Origin of the sequence: Hymenobacter ruricola, from assembly GCF_015694525.1 — a bacterium.
GTDB lineage: Bacteria > Bacteroidota > Bacteroidia > Cytophagales > Hymenobacteraceae > Hymenobacter > Hymenobacter ruricola.
In genome coordinates this window covers 859668-881159 of sequence record NZ_JADQDM010000001.1, presented here as the reverse complement: position 1 = coordinate 881159, position 21492 = coordinate 859668, and the positions used below count along the sequence as shown (strand labels likewise).

Here is a 21492-nt window from a genome sequence, read left to right as displayed (position 1 = left end):
TCGCACCCCCAACGCAATGCCCGAAACCCACTCCCTCGAAGCCGTGCTGAACACGCCGCAAAAGAAGCTCGCGTTTTTTCAGAACCTGATTTTGGTCGCCGCCGCCGACGGGCAGCTCAGCCAGGAGGAAGGCGATTTTCTGCTGCAAATCGGCAACCGGCTGGGGCTGAAAGCGGAGGAGGTGATGCCCATCGCCGACAATCTGGGGGTGCTCAGCTTCATTGTGCCGGCCGAGGGCATTCAGCGCACCCTGGAGCTGCAAACCCTGGTGCAGATGATGATGCAGGACGGCCACCTCGACGCCCGCGAGTACGGCCTGTGCCAGGAGTACGCCATGCGCATCGGCTACAGCAAGTCCATCCTCGACGACATGGTGAGCCAGCTGGCCGGCGGCCCGCCCAACCCCTCCCCCAACCCGCCCACGGTGAGCTAACGCCCCGTGGAGCGGCTTCTAGCTCGCCCGTTTCAACCCGATGAGGGCCAGCGGGCCCGCCACCAGCAGGCCCGTGGCCAGCCCGCCCAGGTGCGCGGCGTTGTCGATGTTGCCGGTGAGGCCCGAAATGAGGTTGCTGAGTACCAGGTAGAGCACCAGCCCCAGCATGGCGCGCCGGTCAGACTTGTCCAGCACCAGCTTTTTGCCAATCAGCAGCACCAGCAGCAGGCCATACAGGCCGAAGATGGACCCGCTGGCGCCCACCGAGTTGATGCCGCCGGTGTGCCACCACAGGCTGGCCAGCCCGCCGCCCACGCCGCTGGCCAGGTACACCAACGCCAGGCGCCAGGGCCCCACCCGGTCTTCCACCAGCAGGCCCAGCAGCCAGAGCGAAAACATGTTGAGCAGCAGGTGCGAGAGGCCGGCGTGCACAAACTGGTAGGTGAGCAGGCGCCAGGGCTGGCCGTGCAGCGTGAGCCCCGACACGTTGGAGCCCCACACCACCAACTGGTGCGGCGTGGGCGCCGACGCCGACACACCGCTGAGCACCATCAGCCCGAAGATGAGCAGCGTAAAATCGAGCAGCAGCGGCGTGGCCAGGAAGCGGCGCGACGGAATGAGCAAGCCCCGCAGCAGCTGGCCCAGCAGTTGGCTCCAGGTTTCGGGCGCTTCGGCCAGGGGCGGCGGGGCAGCGGGCGTGGCCTCGGGCAGCAGGCCGCGCCGCTTGAGCTCGGCCACGGCGGCGGCGCCCACGGCGGGTGGGTAGCGGGCCGCGTTCTGGGCCAGGTACAGGAGCTCGGCTTCGGGCTTTTGGGCGAAGAGCTGGGCGGCGAGGGCGGCGGTGGAGCCGGGCCCAGCGCCCGCAGAGGGGGTGGCTTCTTCCATCAAGGCAGCACGCGGCAAGTAGCGCGCCAGCCTTCAACAACCGGCCACTTTGCCAGTTCGGATGTTGGGTGTTCGGTGTTGGGTGTTGGGTGTTGGGTGTTCGGCTAAAGCTTTTACCGAAACCCAACACCTAAAACCCAACACCGAACACCCAACACCTAATACTTTATCGTCAGCACCGTGGCCTTGTAGGGCTTGCCGGTGACGGGCGAGGCGGGCAGCACGTCCTTGAGCCAGTCTTGCACGTCGGCTTCGCGGGACACCAGCTCTTTGTCTTTCAGAAATTGCTGGTGGGGCAGCAGGGCGGGAAACTGCTCCAGAATGTGCTGCTGGCTGCTGGCGGCGTCGCGCATGCGGCCATATACGTTGGCCATTTTCGGGCCGAAGCGGTAGCTGTACACGGCGCCTTTGTTGAACTCCGACCAGGTTTGGCGCACCACGGTGGTTTGCTCGGCGAACATGGGGCCGGCCTTGCCGGCGTGGGCCTGGCCGGTGAGGTATTCGGTTTGCATCTCGGCCGTCCAGAAGCGGCGGGCCAGCTCGCGGAACTGCCGCAGGGCCTGCGGGTCTTTCTTTTCGGCGGCCGGCATGCGGGCCACCAGTTGGTCGGCCACCGCCGACGCTTCGTAGGTGGGAATGGCCGAGGTGGCCACTTCCGTGAGCTTGGGCACCGGCCGGGGCTTGGCCGGCACCGCGGCCGCCTGCACGCCCCCGCCCCGCTGCTTGGTGTAGTACAGGTAGCCCAGGCCCAGCAGCAGCACGGCGGCCAACGCCAGGTTCAGGAAGCTGGCGCCGCGGCCCGCCCGGGCCACGCTGGCCGGGGCCTCAAAATCCTGCGGCGCCAGCGGCGGCAGCTCCACGGTCAGCAGGCCGCGCCGGCGCAGCTCGCGCCGGGCCAGCTCTATCAAATCGGGCTGGTAATACTCGGGGTGCTCGATGAGAAACCGCAGCTCGGCTTCGGTTTTCTGGTGATAAAAATCGGTAGCGGAGTCGGACACGGTGGCAGGTGGCGGGGCTGAAAGTGAATAGCGGTTACTAAGATGGTGAACGCCGGGCAAACCGCCGCGCCCAACCACCGCGCCCGCCCGCCGTAAACTCAACCGCGAGGCCTGCGGGCCGCCGCGCGTCCTTCCACTCATTCGTTTTATTCCCATGCCCGACCCCACGCAGAACCCCACCGACTCGCAGCCCGACTACGCCCCCACCGCGTCCACGCCCGACCAGACGTCGGAGCAAGACAGCACCGTGAACGCTACGCCCGACCCGGCCCCCGACGAGCAGCCCAGCACCGGCACCAGCATCCCCAGCAGCACCCAGCAGAACATGGGCGACGGCGCGGGCATCCGCGGCGACTACGGCGACGCCAGCCAGACCAACGGCTTGGAAGGCGGCCCCGACACGCCCGACCAGCCCGAGACCGATACCGAGCTGACGGGCTCGTAGAAGCATTAGGCTTACGCTCGATAGACCGTCATGCCGAGCGCCAGCGAAGCATCTTTACCGCAGCAGTAACTCCTGCACTTGGATTACTTCCACGGTAAAGATGCTTCGCTGGCGCTCTGCATGACGTTTCGGTTAAAGGACGTTTTAAATGACAACGGCCCGCATCCAGCGTAATTTGCGGCTTGTTCTCGTGTTGCTGATTTTCCGTTGATGCTCCGTTTTCTTGCCGCAGGCCGCTTTTTCCTACTTCTTACATTGCTGAGCTGGGCTGCCCCCGCCCAGGCCCAACCCACCGCCGATACCCTGCTGGCCATTCCGCCGCCCAAGCGCGAGCTGCGCGGCATGTGGGTGGCCACGGTCGAAAACATCGACTGGCCCAACCAGCGGGGCGAGTCGCCCGACCAGTACCGCCGCGAGTACCGCCGCCTGCTCGACGCCGGCCAGCGCGCCGGCCTCAACGCCGTCTTCGTGCAAATCCGACCCGCGTCGGATGCCTTTTACAAGTCGGACCTGGAGCCCTGGAGCAAGTGGCTGACCGGCACGCAGGGCAAGGCCCCGGCCGACGGCCAGGACCCCCTGCCCTTCCTCATCATCGAGGCGCACCGGCGCGGCATGGAATTCCACGCCTGGTTCAACCCCTACCGCGCCACCATGGATTCGGTGACGCGCCGGCTGGCCCCCACCCACCCCTTCCGGCAGCACCCGGAATGGTTTCTGCGCTACGGCGGGCAGCTGCTGTACAACCCCGGCCTGCCGGAAGTGCGCGCCCACATCACCCGCGTGATACTGGACGTGGTGCGGCGCTACGACATCGACGCGGTGCACTTCGACGACTACTTTTACCCGTACCCGGACCCGGGCAAGGTCATTCACGACGAGGCCGCTTTCCGCGACTACAACCCCGACGGGCTGACCAAGCTGGCCGACTGGCGCCGCCAGAACGTGAACATCCTCATTCGGGATTTGCACGACAGCATTCAGGTGGCCAAGCGCTGGGTGAAGTTCGGCATCTCGCCGTTTGGGGTGTGGATGAACAAGTCGAAGGACTTCCCGCAGGGCTCCGACACGCGGGCCGGGCAGCCGTCCTACGCCAATTTGTACGCCGACACGCGGCTGTGGCTGGAAAAGGGCTGGATTGACTACATCGTGCCGCAGCTGTACTGGAGCACCAATTTCCGCCTCTGCCCCTACCCCGTGCTGGTGAACTGGTGGGCCCAGAACCACTTCGAGCGCCACCTCTACATCGGCCACGGCACCTACCGGATGCTGGAAAGCACCCGCTCCGACACCACCTGGCGCAACCCGCGCGAGCTGCTGCGCCAGATTCGCCTCAACCGCGCCACCGACGGCGAGGCCGTGGGCAGCGTGTTCTTCTCGGCCAAATCGGTGCTGCGCAACCCCCTGCACACCACCGACTCCCTCACCCAAACCCTGTTCCGCTACCCCGCTTTGGTGCCAGCCATGCCCTGGAAAGACGACCTGCCGCCCCTGCCCGTGGCCAACCTCACCCTGCGCCGCCTCGGCAGCGAAGTGACCCTGAGCTGGCAAAGCGGCCCGCCCGCCGCCGACGGCGACGCGGCCACCTACTACGTGCTCTACCGCTTCGACGCCAACGAGCGCAGCACCCCCCACGACCCCAGCCACATCCTGGCCCTGCCGCGCCCCGCCCCCGGCTTCCCCGCCACCTACGTGGACACCACCGCCGTGCCCGGCCAGGCCTACGCCTACTACGTGACCGCCGTGGACCGCCTGCACAACGAGGGCCGGCCCGTGCGCGTCATCAGCACCGGCCAAGCCGGCCCCGAGCTGGCCCTGGGCCAGGCGCCCGGCGGCACCCGCCCGGCTACCACGCCACCCGTGGCCACCCAGCCCGCCCCCCCCAAACCCGACCCGCGCTTCACCCTGCCCAGCGGCGAAAGCCCCGACAAAGCGGCTCCGCTCCTCAAAGTCAAAGTAAAAGAGAAACCCAAGAAGCGCGGCTTCTTCGGGCGGCTGTTTGGGGGCCGGGACTAGCGCCGCCACCAGTGGCGGAGCATGCGGGCACAATGGTCATGCCCACCGCCACAGGTGGCGGGCCGTGTGGGCACACCAGGCAATAGCATCGCCACAGGTGGCGGGCCATATGAGCACACCGGTTATGCCTATCGCCACCTGTGCCGGCGCTTTTTGGGTACTCGGCGGTTTTTCCGCTGCATGCGGCAAGCCACCTAAGCACTGTGCTCATGCCCGCTGCCGCATGCGGTTGGCCTAGCCGGCACTGCGCCCAAGGGTGCTGCCGCACGCGGCAAGCCACCTAAGCACAGTGCCCACCCGGCTTGCCGCATACGGCGGGCCGGGTGGGCACATGAGGTAAGGCCGTTGCCGCACGCGGCGGCGCTACAGCGTCTTGTACTCGAAGCGGACGCGGGCCGTGGAGCCGGCTGTGCCGGGCCGCACGCTCAGGATGCGCAGCAGCCCCAGTTCCGCGTTGCGCACGCGCACGGCGTACACGTCGCCGGCGGCCACGGTGCCCAGGTCGGCGCTCACCAGGCCGGCGGTGAGGCCGTTGGTGTAGAGCAGCGTGCCGGCGGTATTCGCCGTGGCGTTCGCGTAGAAGCGGTCAATTTGCGCGGGCGTGAGCTTGGTGTAGCGGGTGGTGTTGGCGGCCGAAAGCGTCACGGTGGGACTCACGGAGTTCACGAACAAATCCTTGGCCGCGGGCGGGTTGGCAGCCGGCTCTATCTGGCCGGTGCGCAGGTTGAAGGCCAGCGAATCGGGGGTCACGTTGCCCCCGGCGCTGATGCGGCCGGTGCGCAGCGTGGCCAGCGGCGTGGCCGTCGTCACGTTGAGGGGGGGCGCAGTCACGGTCACGGCCTGCACCGGCCCGTAGGCCGTAAAGGAATAGGTGATGGCCTGCCCGGCCGCCGCGGCCGGAATGGTCACGTCGACGGTCCGGCTGTTGGCGGCGCCGGTGGAGGGGTTGCGAACCACGCCCACGCGCACCGGCGCACCGGTGCCGATGCGGTAGAAGGTGGTGAGGCTATCCACGGCCTTGAACAGCGGCGCGGTGGGCGAAGGCAAGGTGGGCACCGGGGGCTGTGTGCCCACCCCGGTTTCGTTGATGACGAGCGAGTAGCCCACGATGTCGCCCGCGGTTTGGGCCGTGCCGGCCAGGGTGTTGCGGTAGGTGGCCGGCGTGGCCCCCAGCTTTATGGTGATGGGCTGGGCAATGTTGTAGGTGAAGCGGCGCAGGCGCTTGCTGCCGTTCTGGAAGGTGAAGGTCACGTCGACGCGCACGGGCAGGCCGTTGGCGGCCACGGGCACCACGTAGGGGATGGCCTGCGTCTGCACGGCCCCGGCGGCGTTGAAGGTGCCGCTGGCCGGAAACGTGCCCACGGCCGCGGAGTCGGCGGTGCCATAGGCCTTGCTGCCAATCACCTGAAACACGCTGATGTCGCGCAGCTGGTCGGTCTGGGTGAAGGACACGTAGAGGGGCACGGTTTCGCCGGGGGCGTAGCGCGGGGCCAGGGGCACGCGCGGCAGGCCCAGGCTGGCAAAGCCGGTGTCTTCCACGGGGGCGTAGTAATCGTCGAGCTCCTTTTTGCAGCTGCCCAGCAGCAAGCCCAGCAAGGGCAGCGCCGCGAGCAGCGTTTTGAATGAAAAGTGTCGCATATAAGTATCGTTTGAAGTCAAAGAGTGAATGTTGCCCGGACCGGACGAGTAGTGGAACGGTCCTGCACAGCCGTTTCCTTAGTCGCTAGGGGCGGTCGAACCACAGCGGCTTGGTCACGTAGTCCTGGTCCGAAGTAGCACCGGCTTCGGCGTAGAGCGCGGCCACGGCGTTGGGGTTCACCGTGACTTCGGTGGCACCCGGCAGCAGGCGGCGCGGGTAGAGTTTGTCGCCGTTGGCGGCCACGGGCAGCGGCGGCGTGGTGCTGGCGTTGTAGGTGGGGAACAGGAAATTGACGTACAAGTCCGAGCGGTAGTTGTAGCGGCGCAGGTCCGACCACGAGTCCGGGTTCAGGAACATGGCGATGTACTTCTGCTCCATGATGGAGCGCAGCGTGAGGGCGCCTTCGTTCTGGGGCACGGCGGCGCTGGCCAGATAGGCCGCAATCTGGCCGGGCAGAATGGTCGGGAACGTCACCAGCGGCGCCGAGTACGTGCCGCCGCCGCCCACCTTGGCCATGTGCGCCCGGATGCCTTCGCGCAAGGCCGCCAGAGACCGGGTTTTGTCGCCGGCCAGGAAGGCGGCTTCCGCCTCGATGAACTTCAGTTCGTGGTAGGTGATGGCCTCGAAATAGCCCAGGTCGCGGGCGTACCAGCCGCCGTAGAAATCGGTGACGTTGGCGCTGCCCGGCGTGATGTTGGCAGATGCCGAGGTGAGGCCCACGCCCGGGTTCACGCCCGAGCCGGTGCTGGGCGTCAGGACGCCGAGGCGCGGGTCGACCACGCCCGGGAACGTGGTGCCGTTGAGGTACTTGACGATGTTCGACGAGAAGGTGGCCGTGCCGAAGTTGGCCCGGGTCACGCCGAAGATGTTGGTCGTGCCCGTGAGCGGGGCCACGGCCGTCTGGAAGTTGATTTGGGCGTCGTCGGCCGAGCTTTGGAACGCCTTGTCGCAGAGGGCGAGCACGTCGGTGGCCTTGTAGCTGGCCTTCTTGGTGAGGTGCTGGGCCTGGCGGGCTTTCAGGGCGTAGGCCAGGCGCACCCACTTGGCGGGGTCGCCTTTGTAGAGAATGTCGCCGCTCTCGCTGGGCGCGGTGCTGTAGAAGGGCCGCACCTGGGCGCTGGCGGGCTTGCTCATTTCCACCGCGCCCTCGTCGCAGAGCTGGTTGACGACGGCGTAAATCTTCTCCTGCGGGTCGTACTTGGGCGTGAAGTTGGCGCCGCCCTGGTAGGCCTCCGAGTACGGAATGTCGCCGAGCATGTCGGTGGCGTGGGCCAGAATCACGGCCTGCATGATTTTGCCAGCCCCCACGTAATACACCGAGCCTTCGGCCTCTGCCGCCTTCTGCATCACCGGAATGTTGCCGCCCGCCTGGAAGTAGGAGTAGTTGAAGGTGTTGGTGCTGTTGGCGTTGGTGAAAAAGTACTGGTCGTTGCCGAGGCTGTTGGGCGTGCGGCTCACCACGTACTGCGTGATGTAGGGCGTGCGCAGCGCCGTGAACATCTGCACCTGGATGCCGTTGGAAATAATGCCCGGCAACAGGAAGTTGGGGGTCGACGCCACCGGGTTGTTGGGGTTGTCGTTCACGTCGAGAAACTTCTCGCACGCGGTGAGGGCCGTGCCGCTCAGCAGCACGCCCAGGCCAAGTATATATCGTTTCAGGTTCATAAGAAGAAAGTTGATGCTGGTTGTCTGCCGGTCATGCCGAGCGCAGCGAAGCAGCTTGCTCGCCGCCACTAATTCAATTGATTGCGTAGCGCAGTAAAGATGCTTCGCTGCGCTCTGCATGACGTTTTGCTCGTCAAAATCATTCCTAAAAATTCACGCGCAGGGCCATGTCCACGCCGCGGGTGGCGGGCACGTTGCCGTAATCGAAGCCGTTGGAGCCGCCGCCGCGCACGCCCGCGCCGGCCGCAGCCGTTTCGGGGTCGGCGCCGCTGTAGTTGGTCAGCAGCACCAGGTTGCGGCCGGTCACGCTCAGCTCCACGCCCTTGATGAACTTGGTGGGCGTGAGGAGGCTGGCCGGCAGCGCGTAGCTCAGGGTCACGTAGCGCAGGCGGGCCCACGAGCCGTCCTCGATGAAGGCCGTGCCCACGCGGCCCAGAATGCTGGTGTAGTAGTTCTGGGTCAGTTCCACGGGCCGGGTGTTGGGCGAGTAAGTGCCGTCGGCGTTTTTCACCACGCCGTCGAACACTACCTGCTTGTAGCGGTCGGCGGTGCGGGGCGAGGTGCCCACGCCGGTCTGGTACCAGTCGTTGCCGTTGATGACCTTGCCGCCCACGCGGAAGTCGAGCAGGCCGGTCAAGGACAGGTTCTTATACGTGAACGTGTTGGTGAGCTGCGTAGTGAAGCGCGGGGCGCGGTCGCCGGCGTACACCAAGTTGGTGTTCACGCTGGGGTAGCCGGTGAGGGTGTTGATGAGCACCTTGCCAAAATCGGGGCTGTTGGGGTCGGTCACGCGGTTAAAGTCCGTGGCCCCCACGCCCGTGATGGGGCGGCCGGGGAAGGCCCCGCCCTCGTGTACATCCGTGATGAAGGCATCGGACTGAAACACCACCGTGAGCGGGTAGGGCAACTCTTCTACGCGGTTGGTGTTGTGGTAGAAGTTGGCGATGATGTCCCAGGTGAAGTTGTTGGTTTTGACGGGCGTGCCGGTCAGCGAAATCTCCTGGCCCTCGTTGGTCACGATGCCGCCGTTGATGTACTGCAGGATGAAGCCGGCCGCCTGGCTCACGCGGGGCGCAATAATCTGGTCTTTCGAGCGCGAGTAGTAATAATTAAAGTCCAGGCCCAGGCGGTTTTTGAGGAACTGCAGGTTGAAGCCGGCCTCGTAGGTGCGGGTGCGCTCGGGCTTCAGGTTAGGGTTCGAGCCGAAGAAGTCGTTGCGGAAACCGCCGCCGATGTAGGTGTTCTGGGCCAGGGCGGCCAGCACGCGGTAGGGCTGCGTGTCCTTGCCCACCTCGGCCACCGAGGCGCGCACCTTGCCGTAGTTCAGGATGTTGCTCTGGTCCATGCCCAGGGTTTTGGTAAACTCGTAGCCCAGGCCGGCCGAGCCGTAGAGGAAGCCTTTGCCGTAAATCTTGCCCTCATCGGGCCGCGGCAGGGTCGAGGACTGGTCGTAGCGGCCCTGCAGTTCCACGAATATCTGATTGAAGGCGTTGATGCTCAGGCGGGCGAAGTTGCCGATGAGGTGGCGCGTGGCATCGCGCTGCAAGGCGCTGCGGTTCACGGTGTTGTTCAGGCCCACGAAGCCAGGGTTCTGGAAAATCAAGCCCAAGTAATCCACGGCCTGGTCCTTGTTCTCCTCGATGGTGTTGCCCAGGATGAGGGTGCCGCCGAAGTTGCTGCTGAATTCGTGGTTGAAGGTGGCCAGCGTGGTGGCCGTAATCAGGCGGAACTGGTCCACGGTTTCGGCGATGCCGCCGTTCTGGTTGCCCACCTGCGAGGTGCCCACGGCCCGCACCGACGTGTTGCGCGAGGTATACAGGTCGGTGCCGATGTTGTGGCTCAACGTCAGCCAGTCTGCGGCCTTGAACGTCAGCTGCACGTTGCCGATGAAGCGGTTGGTGCGGTCGGTTTGCGGGTTTTTCTCAACCGTGAAATAGGGGTTGTCGGCGTCGGCGTCGGTGCCGTTGCCGGGGGCCAGCAGGCGGCGGCGGGTGCCGTCGGGGTTGAGGTAATTGCGGGCGTCATCGCCGCGCGGCCAGTTGAGCAAGCTCAGCAAATAGCCCCCCGACGAGCCGAACAGGCCCGGCCCCTGAATGGGCCGCGCCCCGCCCGAGGTCAGGTACTGAGCCGAGCCGCTCACGCTGAATCTGGACGAGAGCTGGGCCGTGCCCGAGAGGCGCACCGTGCTTTTGTCGTACTTGCTCTGGGGCGTCACGCCGCTTTGCTGCAGGTTAGAGGCCGACACGAAGAACGTGGCCTTTTCCGAGCCGCCCGACATGTTCAGGAAGTTCTGGTAGGTGTAGCCCTTGCGGTAGAAATTGGCCAGGTTGTCGTACACCGGCTGGCCCGGCTGGAAGCGCGGCCCGAACGAGATGCGCGTGGTGGCGTCGTACAGGCCGTTGGTGCCCTGGCCGTACTGGTCCTGCATTTTGGGCAGGCGGTTCACCTCGTCCACCGACACCTGGGTGCGGAAGTTGAGCGTGGTGGTGCCCGACGTGCCTTTCTTGGTGGTGATGACCACGGCGCCGTTGGCGGCGCGCAGGCCGTAGAGGGCGGCCGCGGCCGGCCCCTTCAGCACCGTGATGCTGGCAATGTCCTCGGGGTTGAGGTCGCCGGCGCGGTTGGCGGCGCCCACCGAGCGGCCCAGCAGGCCATTGAACTGCGAGCCCGCGCCCGGCGCCGCGCTTTCCTGAAACGAGCTGTTGTCCATTATCATGCCGTCGATGACGAACAGCGGCTGGTTGTCGCCGTCGAGCGAGTTGCCGCCCCGGATGACGATGGCCGCGCCCTCGCCCGGCGCCCCGCCCGACGACGTGATGTTGACGCCCGCAATTTTGCCTTGCAGCGCGTTCACCACGTTGGTCTGGCGCGAGTCGATGATGTCCTTGCTCTTCACTTCCTGCACCGACGTCACCAGCTCGCGCTTGGCCTGCTGGATGCCGTAGGACGTCACCACCACCTCATCGAGGCCGGTGGTGCTTTCCTTCAGGCTCACGTCCACGGCGCCGTCGGCGGGCACGGTGCGCTCCTGCGAGCTGTAGCCAATGAAGCTGAACACGAGGGTGGCGCCCGGCGCGGCCTGCACCGAATAGCGGCCGTCGGCACCGGTGGTACTGCCCGTGGTGGTGCCCTTTACGAGGACGGTGACGCCTGGCAAGGGGCTTTGGTCGGTGCCGGACGTGACAAGGCCGCTGATGGTACGGGTCGCGGCTGCGGCGTCCGCCGGGCGGGCCGTCTGGGCCCAGCTGGCGGGGGCCGGCGCCAGGCCCAGCGTCAGCAGAAATAACCAGTAAGGTTTTTTCATGAGGTAAGAAATTTGGTGGGGAAAGACGGAAAAACAGCGCCGGCCAGCAGCATTCAGCAATGCGGCCGGTGGGCAGGGTTCGACAATTTAAGCCAGGTAAAGCCCGCTGCCATCATGGCAAGGCGGGTTCTGGGGGCAGGGCAGGGAAAGTGCCGGCCAGGGCGGTGGAAAAGAAGGGTTCAAATGTGCGAAATATTCAGGCAATATTCACCCAAACGTTTGCGGAATTTTTACGAGCTGGCTCACAATCGTAATCTGGCTATTTTCTATGTAATTCGCCACGGCACAGCAATTTTCCAACGGTGGGCGTTGCTTCATCCGTAGCCGCTTCCTACTTTCCCTGGCCCTTACTTTTCCACCCTTTCAGCTGCTTTCCATGACGTCTCCTCTCGCAGAACTGCCGGCCACGGCCGGCGCCCGCCTCCCCGTCAGCCTCTACGCCGATTCGGAGCAGGCCTCCGCCGCCGTGGCCGCCCAGATTGCCGACCTCATCCGTAGCCGGGCCGCCGAGGGCCGGCCCTGCGTGCTGGGCCTGGCCACCGGCTCTTCCCCCACGCGCGTGTACGAGGAGCTGGTGCGGCTGCACCGGGAGGAAGGGCTGAGCTTTCAGAACGTCATCAGCTTCAACCTGGACGAGTACTACCCCATGGCGCCGGGCTCGCTGCAGAGCTACGTGCGCTTCATGCGCGAGTACTTATTCGACCACGTCGACATCAAGCCTGAGAACGTGCACATCCCCGACGGCACGGTGCCGTCCGAGCAGGTAGGCGAGTTCTGCCAGCGCTACGAGGAGCAGATTCAGCAGGCCGGCGGCATCGACTTGCAGCTGCTGGGCATCGGGCGCACCGGCCACATCGGCTTCAACGAGCCCGGCTCCGGCCCCGCTTCCCGCACCCGGATGATTACGCTGGACCACGTAACGCGCACCGACGCGGCTTCTGACTTTTACGGCGAAGAAAACGTGCCGCGCCGGGCCCTCACCATGGGCGTGGGCACCATTCTGGAAGCCCGCCAGATTGTGCTGCTGGCCTGGGGCGAGGGCAAAGCGGCCGTGGTGAAGCGCATGGTGGAAGGCGACGTAACCGACACCGTGCCCGCCACTTACCTGCAGCGCCACCCCGCCGTGCAGGTGGTGCTGGATGAGGCCGCCGGTGCCGAACTCACGCCCCGCAAAACGCCCTGGCTGCTGGGCCTGCCCTGCGACTGGCACGACGCCGCCCTGGTGCGCAAGGCTGTGACCTGGCTGGCCCGCACCGTGAGCAAGCCCATCCTGAAACTCACCGAGGAAGCTTACAACGAAAACGGCCTCTCGGAGCTGCTGGCGCAGTCGGGCCCGGCCTACGACATCAACATTCGGGTCTTCAACGAGCTGCAGCACACCATCACGGGCTGGCCCGGCGGCAAGCCCGATGCCGACGATGCCCACCGGCCCGAGCGCGCCGCGCCCTTTCCCAAGCGCGTGCTCATCTTCAGCCCGCATCCCGACGACGACGTGATTTCGATGGGCGGCACGCTGCTGCGGCTCGTGGACCAGGGCCACGAGGTGCACGTAGCCTACCAGACCTCGGGCAACATTGCCGTGTTCGACGACGAAGCCATTCGCTTCGCCGAGTTCGTGGCCGACTACGACCACGCCTTCCGCCTGCCCTCGGGCGAGCCGGCCGACAACCTCTACCACCGGGTGGCCGACTTCCTCAAAAACAAGCAGCCCGGCCAGGTCGACAGCGACGAAGTGCAGCAGATTAAGGGCCTCATCCGGCGGGGCGAGGCCAAGAGCGCCTGCCGCCTGGCCGGCATCCCCGACGCCAACGCCCACTTCCTGGATTTGCCTTTCTACGAAACCGGCCGGGTGCGCAAAAAGCCGCTCGGCGACGAAGACATCCGCCTCACCATGGAGTTGCTGAACCGCATTCAGCCCCAGCAGATTTACGCGGCCGGCGACCTGAGCGACCCGCACGGCACCCACCGCGTGTGCCTGGCGGCCATTTTTGAGTCCATCAACCGCCTCAAGGCCTCCGGCACGGCCTGGCTCGACGACTGCTGGGTGTGGCTCTACCGCGGCGCCTGGCAGGAATGGGACGTGGACCAGATTGAAATGGCCGTGCCCCTCTCCCCTGCCGAGCTCACGCGCAAGCGCCGCGCCATTTTCAAGCACCAAAGCCAGAAGGACCGGCCCTTGTTCCCCGGCGCCGACCAGCGCGAGTTCTGGCAGCGCAGCGAGGCCCGCAACCGGACCACCGCCAAGCTGTACGATGAGCTAGGCTTGCCGGAGTACGAAGGCATTGAGGCGTTTGTGCGCTGGGCGTTTTGAAGGGCCCGTTTGCTTCGAAAAGAACGTCATGCAGAGCGCAGCGAAGCATCTTTACCGCGAAGAGTAACTAATTGCATTGCGCGATAAAGATGCTTCGCTGCGCTCTGCATGACCGTCCTTTTTCACCCATCCCACTCCCATCCCACGCGCCCATGCAACGCACCACCCAAGCCGCCCTCGACACCACCGGCACCTTACCGCTGGCCGAGGCTTCCCAGCCGGGCCGGCTCATCTCGCTCGACGTCTTCCGCGGCCTCACGGTGATGGCCATGATACTGGTGAACAACCCCGGCGACTGGGGCCACATCTACCCGCCGCTGGAGCACGCCGAATGGAACGGCTGCACGCCCACGGACCTCATTTTCCCGTTTTTCCTGTTCATCGTGGGCGTCAGCCTGGTGTATGCGCTCGATGGGGTGAAGCGCCAGGGTGGGCCGCAGGGCGCGGTAATGTGGCGCGTACTACGCCGGGCGGCCATGCTGTTTGGGCTGGGGTTGCTGCTGTCGCTCTACCCGAAATTCAACTTTCCGGTGGTGCGCGTCATGGGCGTGCTGCAGCGCATCGCACTGGTGTTTCTGGGCTGCAGCTTTATCTTTCTGAAAACCAGCTGGCGCACCCAGCTTTGGCTGATTGCCGGCCTGCTCATCGGCTACGCGGTGCTGATGCAGCTGGTGCCGGTGCCCGGCTTCGGCCCGGCCAACCTGGAGCCCGCCACCAACCTCGGCGCCTGGCTCGACCGGCTGATTATCAGCGAGCCCCACCTCTGGAAGCAAAGCCGCACCTGGGACCCCGAAGGCCTGCTCGGCACGCTGCCCGCCCTGGGCACCGGCCTGCTGGGCGTGCTCACGGCCCAGTGGCTGCGCCAGCCCGGCCCGGAGCCGGCCGCCAAAGTGGCCTGGCTGTTCGTGGCTGGCGGCGCTCTCACGCTGCTGGGCCTGCTATGGGCGCCGTGGTTTCCCATCAACAAAGCCCTGTGGAGCAGCCCCTACGTGCTGTATGCCGGCGGGCTGGCCATGGCCGGGCTGGCCGCGCTCTACTGGGTTTGCGACGTGCAGGGCCACCGCGCCTGGACGCGCCCGGCCGTGGTCTACGGCGTCAACGCCATTTTGGTGTTCTGCCTGTCGGCGCTGCTCTCGCGCACGTTCGGTCTGTTCAAGCTGCCGCTGCCGGGCGGCAAAACCGGCGGCGTGAAGGAATGGCTCTACGAATGGGCCATCGCGCCGCATTTTGCCGACCCACGCCTGGCCTCGGCGGCCGGGGCTCTCACGCTGGTGGTTATCTGGTATTTTATTCTGAGTTGGATGTACAAAAAGGGCGTGGTGCTGAAGGTGTGAGGGAGCCTTTTCACCCGTCCGTCATCCTGAGCACAGCGAAGGACCTTATCCCCGCTGAACAAATCGTTCTTACTTGACAAGGTCCTTCGCTGCGCTCAGGATGACGGACGGGTTGGCGTTCTTTGCCTTCGGACAACGACTCCATCTCATGAAAATCCTCATCATCGGCGGCGGCAACATGGGCCTGACCTACGCCCGCAGCTTCGTGCGCGCCCACATCACCTCACGGCTCGATTTGCGGCTGCTGGCGCGCTCGCCGGAGCGCGTGGCGGCGCTGGCGGCCCACGAGCTCGGCACCGTGTGGGGCGCGCCCGAAGAATGCGTGCCCGGCGCCAACCTGCTCATTCTGGCCGTGAAGCCCCAGGACTCGCCCGCGCTGTTTGAAACCCTGCGCGGGCTGGTGCAGCCGCAGCAAGTGGTACTCAGCATCATGGCGGGCGTGCGCATTGCCACCCTGCGCGAGGCCCTGGGCACGCCCAAAATCATCCGGGCCATGCCCAACCTGCCCGCCCAAATCGGCATGGGCATGACGGCCTTCACCAGCACCGACGAAGTGACCCGCGCCGAGCTGGTGCAGGTGCAAAACCTGCTCAGCACCACCGGCAAGACGGTTTACGTCGAAACCGAAGCCGCCATCGACGCCAGCACGGCCATCTCGGGCAGCGGCCCGGCCTACGTGTACTACTGCATGAGCGCCCTCATGGACGCCGCCACCCAAATGGGCTTCGCCCCCGCCGAAGCCGAGCTGCTGGTGAGCCAGACCTTCCGCGGCGCCGTGGACCTCTACTCGCAGTCGGGCCTGAGCTGCGAGGACTGGATTGCCCGCGTGGCCTCCAAAGGCGGCACCACCGAGGCCGCCCTCAAGGCCTTTGGGGCCGGCGCGGTGCGCGAGGGGCTTGTGGCCGGGGCGGGCGCCGCGCGCGACCGGGCCGAAGAGTTGGGGAAATAAAAGCCCGGCGTTTCCTTTTTCTGCCGGTTATTTGATTCATGAAAAAACCCCTTCTCTGCCTGCTGTTCGCGGCCATCGGCTACCTGCCGGCCCAGGCCCAAACCGCGAAATCGAAGGCGGCAACCGCTGCGGCCACCCCCATTTCCGCCAGCCATCGCCAGGCGGCCGAAACGCTGCTGGCCCTGGTGTACCCCCCGGGCTCGTTCGATAAGCTCATCGACCAAGTGCTGGACGCCCAGCTCAAGCAGCGCCCCGAAGCAAAGGCCATCGAGCCGGAGATGCGGGCGTTTTTCACCAAATACATGAGCTGGAGCAGTCTCAAACCCGATATCGTCGAGATGTACAGCCGCAACTTCACGGAACCGGAGCTGCGCGACATCACCAAGTTTTACCAAACGCCCACCGGCCGCAAGATGGCATCGACGCTGCCCCAGCTGATGCAGTCGGGCATGGAAATCGGCCAAAAACGTGTGCAGGAGCACCTGCCGGAACTGCAGGAGGCCATCAAAGCCAAAATGGAAGCCGAGAAAGGGAATTAGCCGATTCCCGCCCCCTACCCAGCGGCGGCCGCCCAGCCCACTCAGCGGGCCGGGGGGCCGCCTTTTTTTAGGGCAGGGCGTAGCCGGCAAAGTCTTTTCGCAGCTGCGTTTTGAGCAGCTTGCCGGTGGCGGTGTGCGGCAGCGCGTCCACGAATTCCACCGCGTCGGGCTCCCAGAACTTGGCCACTTTACCCCGGAAAAACGCCAGCATTTCTTCGGCCGACACGTCCAGCCCTGGCCGACGCACCACCACCAGCAGCGGCCGCTCGCTCCAGCGGGCGCTGGGCACGCCGATGACGGCGGCTTCGGCCACGGCGGGGTGGGCCACGGCCAGGTTTTCGAGGTCGATGCTGGAAATCCACTCCCCGCCCGATTTGATGACGTCCTTCGAGCGGTCGGTGATGTGCATGAAGCCGTCGGGGCTGATGGTGGCCACGTCGCCGGTGCGGAACCAGCCGTCGGCGGTGAGCTCGCCGGGCGCGGGGCTGCGGAAGTAGTCGCGCACCACCCAGGGCCCGCGCACCAGCAGGTCGCCGAAGGCCGCGCCGTCGTGCGGCAGTTCCTGGCCGTTGTCGCCCACAATCTTCATATCGACGCCGAAAATGGCCCGGCCCTGGGTGGCCAGCACGGCCGCTTTTTCGTCTTTGCTCAGGCCCAGCTGCTTCACTTTGAGGCGGCTGGCGGTGCCCAGCGGGCTGGTTTCCGTCATGCCCCAGGCGTGGGTGATGGTCACGTGCAGCTCGGTTTCAAAGGCCCGCATCAGGGCCGGCGGGCAGGAGGAGCCGCCCACCACCGTGCGCCGCAGCGTGCTGAATTGGCGGCGGCCCTCGCGCATGAATTGCAGCAGGGCCAGCCAGATGGTGGGCACCCCGGCCGAGAACGTGACGCCCTCGGTTTCCATCAACTCAAACAGGCTGGCGCTGTCCATGCCCGCGCCGGGCAGCACCAGTTTCGCGCCGTTGAGCGGGGCCGCGTAGGGCAAGCCCCAGGCGTTGACGTGGAACATGGGCACCACGGGCATTATCACGTCGGTGGCCGCGCAGCCCAGCGCATCGGGCAAGGAAATGCCCAGCGCGTGCAGCACCGTGGAGCGGTGCGAGTAAAGCACGCCCTTGGGCTGGTCGGTGGTGCCGGAGGTGTAGCACAGCGAGCAAGCTGTGTTTTCGTCGAAGCTCGGCCAGTTATAGTCCGCCGTTTCAGCCGCCAGCAGGTCCTCGTAGCAGCACAGACCCGGCAAGGCTGAATCGTTGGGCAAATGCTCGGGACCGGTCATCAGCACCCACTTTTCCACGGTGGGGCAGGCGGGCGCCAGCTTTTCCACCAGCGGCAAAAAGGTCAGGTCGAAGAACAGCAGCCGGTCTTCGGCGTGGTTGATGATGTAGACGAGCTGCTCGGCGAACAGCCGCGGGTTGATGGTGTGGCACACCGCGCCGAGGCCCGCCACGCCGTAGTAGAGCTCGAAATGGCGGTGGGTGTTCCAGGCCAGGGTGCCCACCCGGTCGCCGTTCTCAATGCCCAGCCGTAGCAGCGCGTGGGCCAGTTGCTTGCTGCGGGCGTGGGCGTCGGCGTAGGTGTAGCGGTGAATGCCGCCCTCCGGCCGGCTGCTCACGATTTCGGTATCGGCGTGCCACTTGGCGGCGTGCTCGATAATTGCCGCCACGCGCAGCGGCTCGGCCATCATCAGTCCTAGCATAGGAAGCGGGGTGGGATTGAATAGATGCCCGTAAGGTAGCAGCCGGGCACCTAAGTTCTCGCCGGCCCCGCGCCTACTTCCGCACCGCTTCAATGGCCAGCTGCAGCAGCGACGAGCGCACGCTCAGCTCGGTCAGCTTGTTGTTGCGCCGCGTGGGGTGCACGCGGTTGGTGAGCAGGATGACCACCAAATCCTGCGCGGGCTCGACCCAGAAGTAAGTGCCCGTGAAGCCGGTGTGGCCGTAGCTGCCCGGCGAGGCGCTTTTGGCCGAGTTTACGGTGGGGTTGGCGGCGGGGCGGTCGAAGGCCAGGGCGCGGCGGTTGTCGGGGCAAAACTGGCAGCGCGTCCACTCGGCCAGCACGTCTTTGCTGAACACCTGCTGGCCACCGTAGCGCCCGCCCCAGGCGTAGGTCTGGGCCAGCTTGGCCACGTCGTTGGCATCGCCGAATAGGCCGGCGTGGCCCGAGAGGCCGCCCAGCAGGGCTGCGCCCTCATCGTGCACGGTGCCGTGCAACAGCTGGCGCCGGAAGGCCGAATCGACTTCCGTGGGCACGATGCGGGCCAGTGGGAAGCGGTTGGTGGGCCGGAAGCCCAGCGTGGTGGCGCCCAGCGGCCGGTACACCTCCTGCTGCAAAAACGCGTCGAACGACTGCCCCGTCCGCGCTTTCACCAGCTCCGGATAGAGAATGAACGACAAATCCGAGTACACGTAGCCCGGTTTCTCGTTCAGCGGCGACTCCCCTATTCCCTTGTAGATGCGCGCCGGCAAATCCTTGCGCGCCCACAGCCCGGCCGCCGCCGGCAACGGGAAGCGCGCCGAAGAATCACTCCGGAAATAGCGCCGCCGCATGTCGCCGTTCTTCTTGCGCAGCTCCTGCCAAAACGGAATCCAGGCCTTGAGGCGGGCCTGGTGGGCCAGCACGTCGCGCAGCTTCAGGTCGGCCTTGTTGGTGCCGCGCAGGAAGCCAAAATAGTTGCCCAGGGCGCTGTCGGGGCTGAATTTGCCCTGACCCTGCAGCTTCATCAGGGCCGGCGTGGCGGCCATCAGCTTGGTCATCGAAGCCAGGTCGTAGAGGTCGTCGTTGCGCACGGGGCGCGGCACACTCACGGCCTGGGCGGGGGCTGGGGCTTTGTTCTTTTTAGCGTCAACCACCGCGTCGCCGAAGCCGGCGTAGGTTTGGTTGCCGTAGCTTTTGCGCAGCACCACCGTGCCGCGCCGGGCAATGAGCACCTGCGCGCCCGGAAATGCCTGCGCCGCCAGGGCCCGGCCCACAAGGCTGTCCACGCGGGCTTCGAGGCGCGGGTCCATGTTCACGTCTTCGGGGTTGGCGTAGCGCAGGCGGAAGCCCGCGGCCGTGCGCAGCCCGAAGCCGCGCGGGTACCGGTCGCTCACCGTCACGGGCAGCTTGCCGGTGGCCGCGATGCCGCCAAAAATGGCCTGCGCGGCCAGGCTCTGGGCATTCTCGCTTTCCTGGTAGGCCAGAACGACGGCGGCGGCGCGGTCGATATCGCGCACCTTGGCCACGGCGTAGGCCGAGCCGAACACGCTGATTACCAAGGTTTGCTTCTGGTCCAGCAGCTCGCGCAGCAGCAGGTTGGTTTCCGGCGTGATGCCGAAGCTGGTGGCGGGCAGGCGGCCCAGGCTTTGCAGGCCCACCAGCACCACGTTGTAGGGCTTGAGGGCGGCGCGCAGCTTCATCAGCTCATCGAGCGTGGGCGCGGCCGCGGCGTGGAAGTGCGCGGCGGGCGCGTAGTCGGCCACCGCTTTCTGGAAGTCGGTGGTGTCGCGCGGGGAGCCGCCCAGCACCAGCGTGGCAATGCGCAAGGTGTCGAGGCGTTGCAGCGGCAGCAGGTTTTTCTGGTTGCGCAGCAGCGTGATGCTCAGCTCGGTGAGGCGGTGGCTGAGGTACTGGGCGTGCGGCGGGTTGAGGTCCTGGTACAGGTTTTTGGTATCGATGGGCCGGTAGTGGTTCAGGCCGGCCCACTGCTTGAGGGCCAGCACGCGGCGGCAGTGCACGTCGATTTCCTGCTGGGTGAGGCGGCCGCTGTCCACGGCGGTGCGCACCATGCGCAGGGCCAGCGGAATGTTCCTGCTGAACTCCAGAATGTCGTTGCCGGCGATGAGGGCGCGCACGTCGGCCTCGCCCGGCGCAAACATGCTGATGACGCCCTTCATGTTCATGGCGTCGGTGAAAACCAGCCCTTTAAAGCCCATCTCCTTGCGCAGCAAATCGGTAATAATGGGCTTGGAAAGCGTGCTGGGGCCCGGCACGGTGTCCAGGGCCGGCACGTTGAGGTGGGCCACCATCACGCCGCCCAGCCCACCGGCCATGAGGCTGCGAAACGGCGGCAGCTCCAGCGTATCGAGCCGCTTGCGGTCGACGCGCACGGTGGGCAGGGCCAGGTGGGAGTCGGCGTCCACGTCGCCGTGGCCGGGAAAGTGCTTGGCCACGGCCAGGATGCCGGCGTCCTGCATGCCGCGCATGTACTGGCGGCCGTCGCGGGCCACGGCGGCCGGGTTTTCGCCCCAGCTGCGGAAGCCGATGACGGGGTTGGCGGCGTTGTTATTCACGTCGACCACCGGCGCGAAGTTGACGTGCATGCCCAGGCGCTTGAACTGGTGGGCGATTTCGCGGCCCATGTCGTAGAGCAGCGCGGTGTCGCTTTCGCCGCCCAGGCTCATCTGGTAGGGGAATTTTACGATGCTGTCGAGGCGCATGCCCACGCCCCATTCGCCGTCCATGGCCACGAGCAGGGGCACGCGGCTCTGGCTTTGATAGCGGTTCAGCAGCCTGGCCTGCCGCATCGGGCCGCCCTGGAAGAATATCAGCCCGCCGATGCCATACTGTTGAATGAGCGTCGAAATCGAGTCCTCGTCGATGCGCTTGCGGTTGGAATACGCGGCCACCATGAACAGCTGCGCGGCGCGCTGGTCGGGCGTGAGCACCCGCATCAGGCTGTCCACCCACGGCGAGTGCAGGTAGCGCGTGAAAGCCGGGGCGACGGGCGAAGCAGCTTTTTTAGGCGCTGCTTTTTTAGCACCTGCGGCGCGCGTGGCCTTTCGCGCGGCTTCCACGCGGGGGATGGCGGGGCGCTTGACCGGGCCGGCCGGGCGGCGCTGGGCGGAGGAGAGCAACGGGGCGGCCAGCAACAGCAGCAGCAAGAGGAACGTGGGGAAGGCGGTGCGCAAGGGAGTCTTTATTTTTTGCAAAAGTACCGCACGGCGAGGCGTGTACTGGCCGGCTGCTTGACGCCTCACGGCCCGCAGTTGGCATACCCACCTG

At 66.1% G+C, this 21492-nt stretch carries 13 protein-coding genes and 1 pseudogene; 7 read left to right on the top strand and 7 right to left on the bottom strand.

Going from position 1 to position 21492, the window contains the following annotated elements; all coding sequences use genetic code 11:
• Positions 1-13 precede the first annotated feature (13 nt).
• Positions 14-433: pseudogene (locus I2H31_RS03830) on the top strand (TerB family tellurite resistance protein); the annotation flags it as partial.
• Positions 434-451: 18 nt separating this feature from the next.
• Here I2H31_RS03830 and I2H31_RS03825 read toward each other — a convergent pair.
• On the bottom strand, positions 452-1318 hold the full coding sequence (locus I2H31_RS03825) for a rhomboid family intramembrane serine protease (protein ID WP_196291661.1): 867 nt from the start codon (positions 1316-1318) through the stop codon (positions 452-454).
• A gap of 158 nt (positions 1319-1476) precedes the next feature.
• On the bottom strand, positions 1477-2316 hold the full coding sequence (locus I2H31_RS03820; protein ID WP_196291660.1) for a hypothetical protein: 840 nt from the start codon (positions 2314-2316) through the stop codon (positions 1477-1479).
• 154 nt (positions 2317-2470) lie between these two features.
• Between I2H31_RS03820 and I2H31_RS03815 the strand changes: the two genes are divergently transcribed.
• A complete protein-coding gene (locus I2H31_RS03815; RefSeq protein ID WP_196291659.1) occupies positions 2471-2761 on the top strand; it encodes a hypothetical protein in 291 nt (96 codons plus the stop codon).
• A gap of 255 nt (positions 2762-3016) precedes the next feature.
• Positions 3017-4774, top strand: coding sequence for a glycoside hydrolase family 10 protein (locus tag I2H31_RS03810; RefSeq protein ID WP_230687416.1), 1758 nt, complete (start codon positions 3017-3019; stop codon positions 4772-4774).
• Positions 4775-5137: 363 nt separating this feature from the next.
• Here I2H31_RS03810 and I2H31_RS03805 read toward each other — a convergent pair whose 3' ends face one another.
• The 3 genes from I2H31_RS03805 to I2H31_RS03795 form a co-directional block, all read right to left on the bottom strand.
• The gene (locus tag I2H31_RS03805; protein ID WP_196291657.1) at positions 5138-6412 is read right to left on the bottom strand and encodes a hypothetical protein; all 1275 of its coding nucleotides are present in this window, start codon (positions 6410-6412) and stop codon (positions 5138-5140) included.
• Between the two features lie 85 nt (positions 6413-6497).
• Complete coding sequence (locus tag I2H31_RS03800; RefSeq protein WP_196291656.1) at positions 6498-8078, bottom strand: SusD/RagB family nutrient-binding outer membrane lipoprotein; 1581 nt, start codon at positions 8076-8078, stop codon at positions 6498-6500.
• A 145-nt stretch (positions 8079-8223) separates the two neighbouring features.
• Positions 8224-11382, bottom strand: a complete 3159-nt coding sequence (locus I2H31_RS03795) for a SusC/RagA family TonB-linked outer membrane protein (protein WP_196291655.1) — start codon at positions 11380-11382, stop codon at positions 8224-8226.
• A gap of 376 nt (positions 11383-11758) precedes the next feature.
• Here I2H31_RS03795 and nagB point away from each other — a divergent pair, with 376 nt between their 5' ends.
• The 4 genes from nagB to I2H31_RS03775 all read left to right on the top strand — a co-directional run bounded on the left by nagB (position 11759) and on the right by I2H31_RS03775 (position 16515).
• Positions 11759-13693: a glucosamine-6-phosphate deaminase gene (gene nagB / locus I2H31_RS03790; RefSeq protein ID WP_196291654.1), complete on the top strand. Its 1935-nt coding sequence runs from the start codon at positions 11759-11761 to the stop codon at positions 13691-13693.
• A gap of 152 nt (positions 13694-13845) precedes the next feature.
• Positions 13846-15027 carry an acyltransferase family protein gene (locus I2H31_RS03785; RefSeq protein ID WP_196291653.1) on the top strand — a complete coding sequence of 394 codons (1182 nt, stop codon included), beginning with the start codon at positions 13846-13848 and terminating at the stop codon, positions 15025-15027.
• 148 nt (positions 15028-15175) lie between these two features.
• Positions 15176-15976 carry a pyrroline-5-carboxylate reductase gene (proC, locus tag I2H31_RS03780; protein ID WP_196291652.1) on the top strand — a complete coding sequence of 267 codons (801 nt, stop codon included), beginning with the start codon at positions 15176-15178 and terminating at the stop codon, positions 15974-15976.
• A 38-nt stretch (positions 15977-16014) separates the two neighbouring features.
• Positions 16015-16515 carry a DUF2059 domain-containing protein gene (locus tag I2H31_RS03775; protein ID WP_196291651.1) on the top strand — a complete coding sequence of 167 codons (501 nt, stop codon included), beginning with the start codon at positions 16015-16017 and terminating at the stop codon, positions 16513-16515.
• A gap of 67 nt (positions 16516-16582) precedes the next feature.
• On the opposite strand, the gene I2H31_RS03770 is transcribed toward I2H31_RS03775, so the two are convergent.
• Positions 16583-18208, bottom strand: a complete 1626-nt coding sequence (locus I2H31_RS03770) for a 3-(methylthio)propionyl-CoA ligase (protein ID WP_196291650.1) — start codon at positions 18206-18208, stop codon at positions 16583-16585.
• Between the two features lie 73 nt (positions 18209-18281).
• A complete protein-coding gene (locus I2H31_RS03765) occupies positions 18282-21398 on the bottom strand; it encodes a glycoside hydrolase family 3 N-terminal domain-containing protein (protein WP_196291649.1) in 3117 nt (1038 codons plus the stop codon).
• Positions 21399-21492 lie beyond the last annotated feature (94 nt).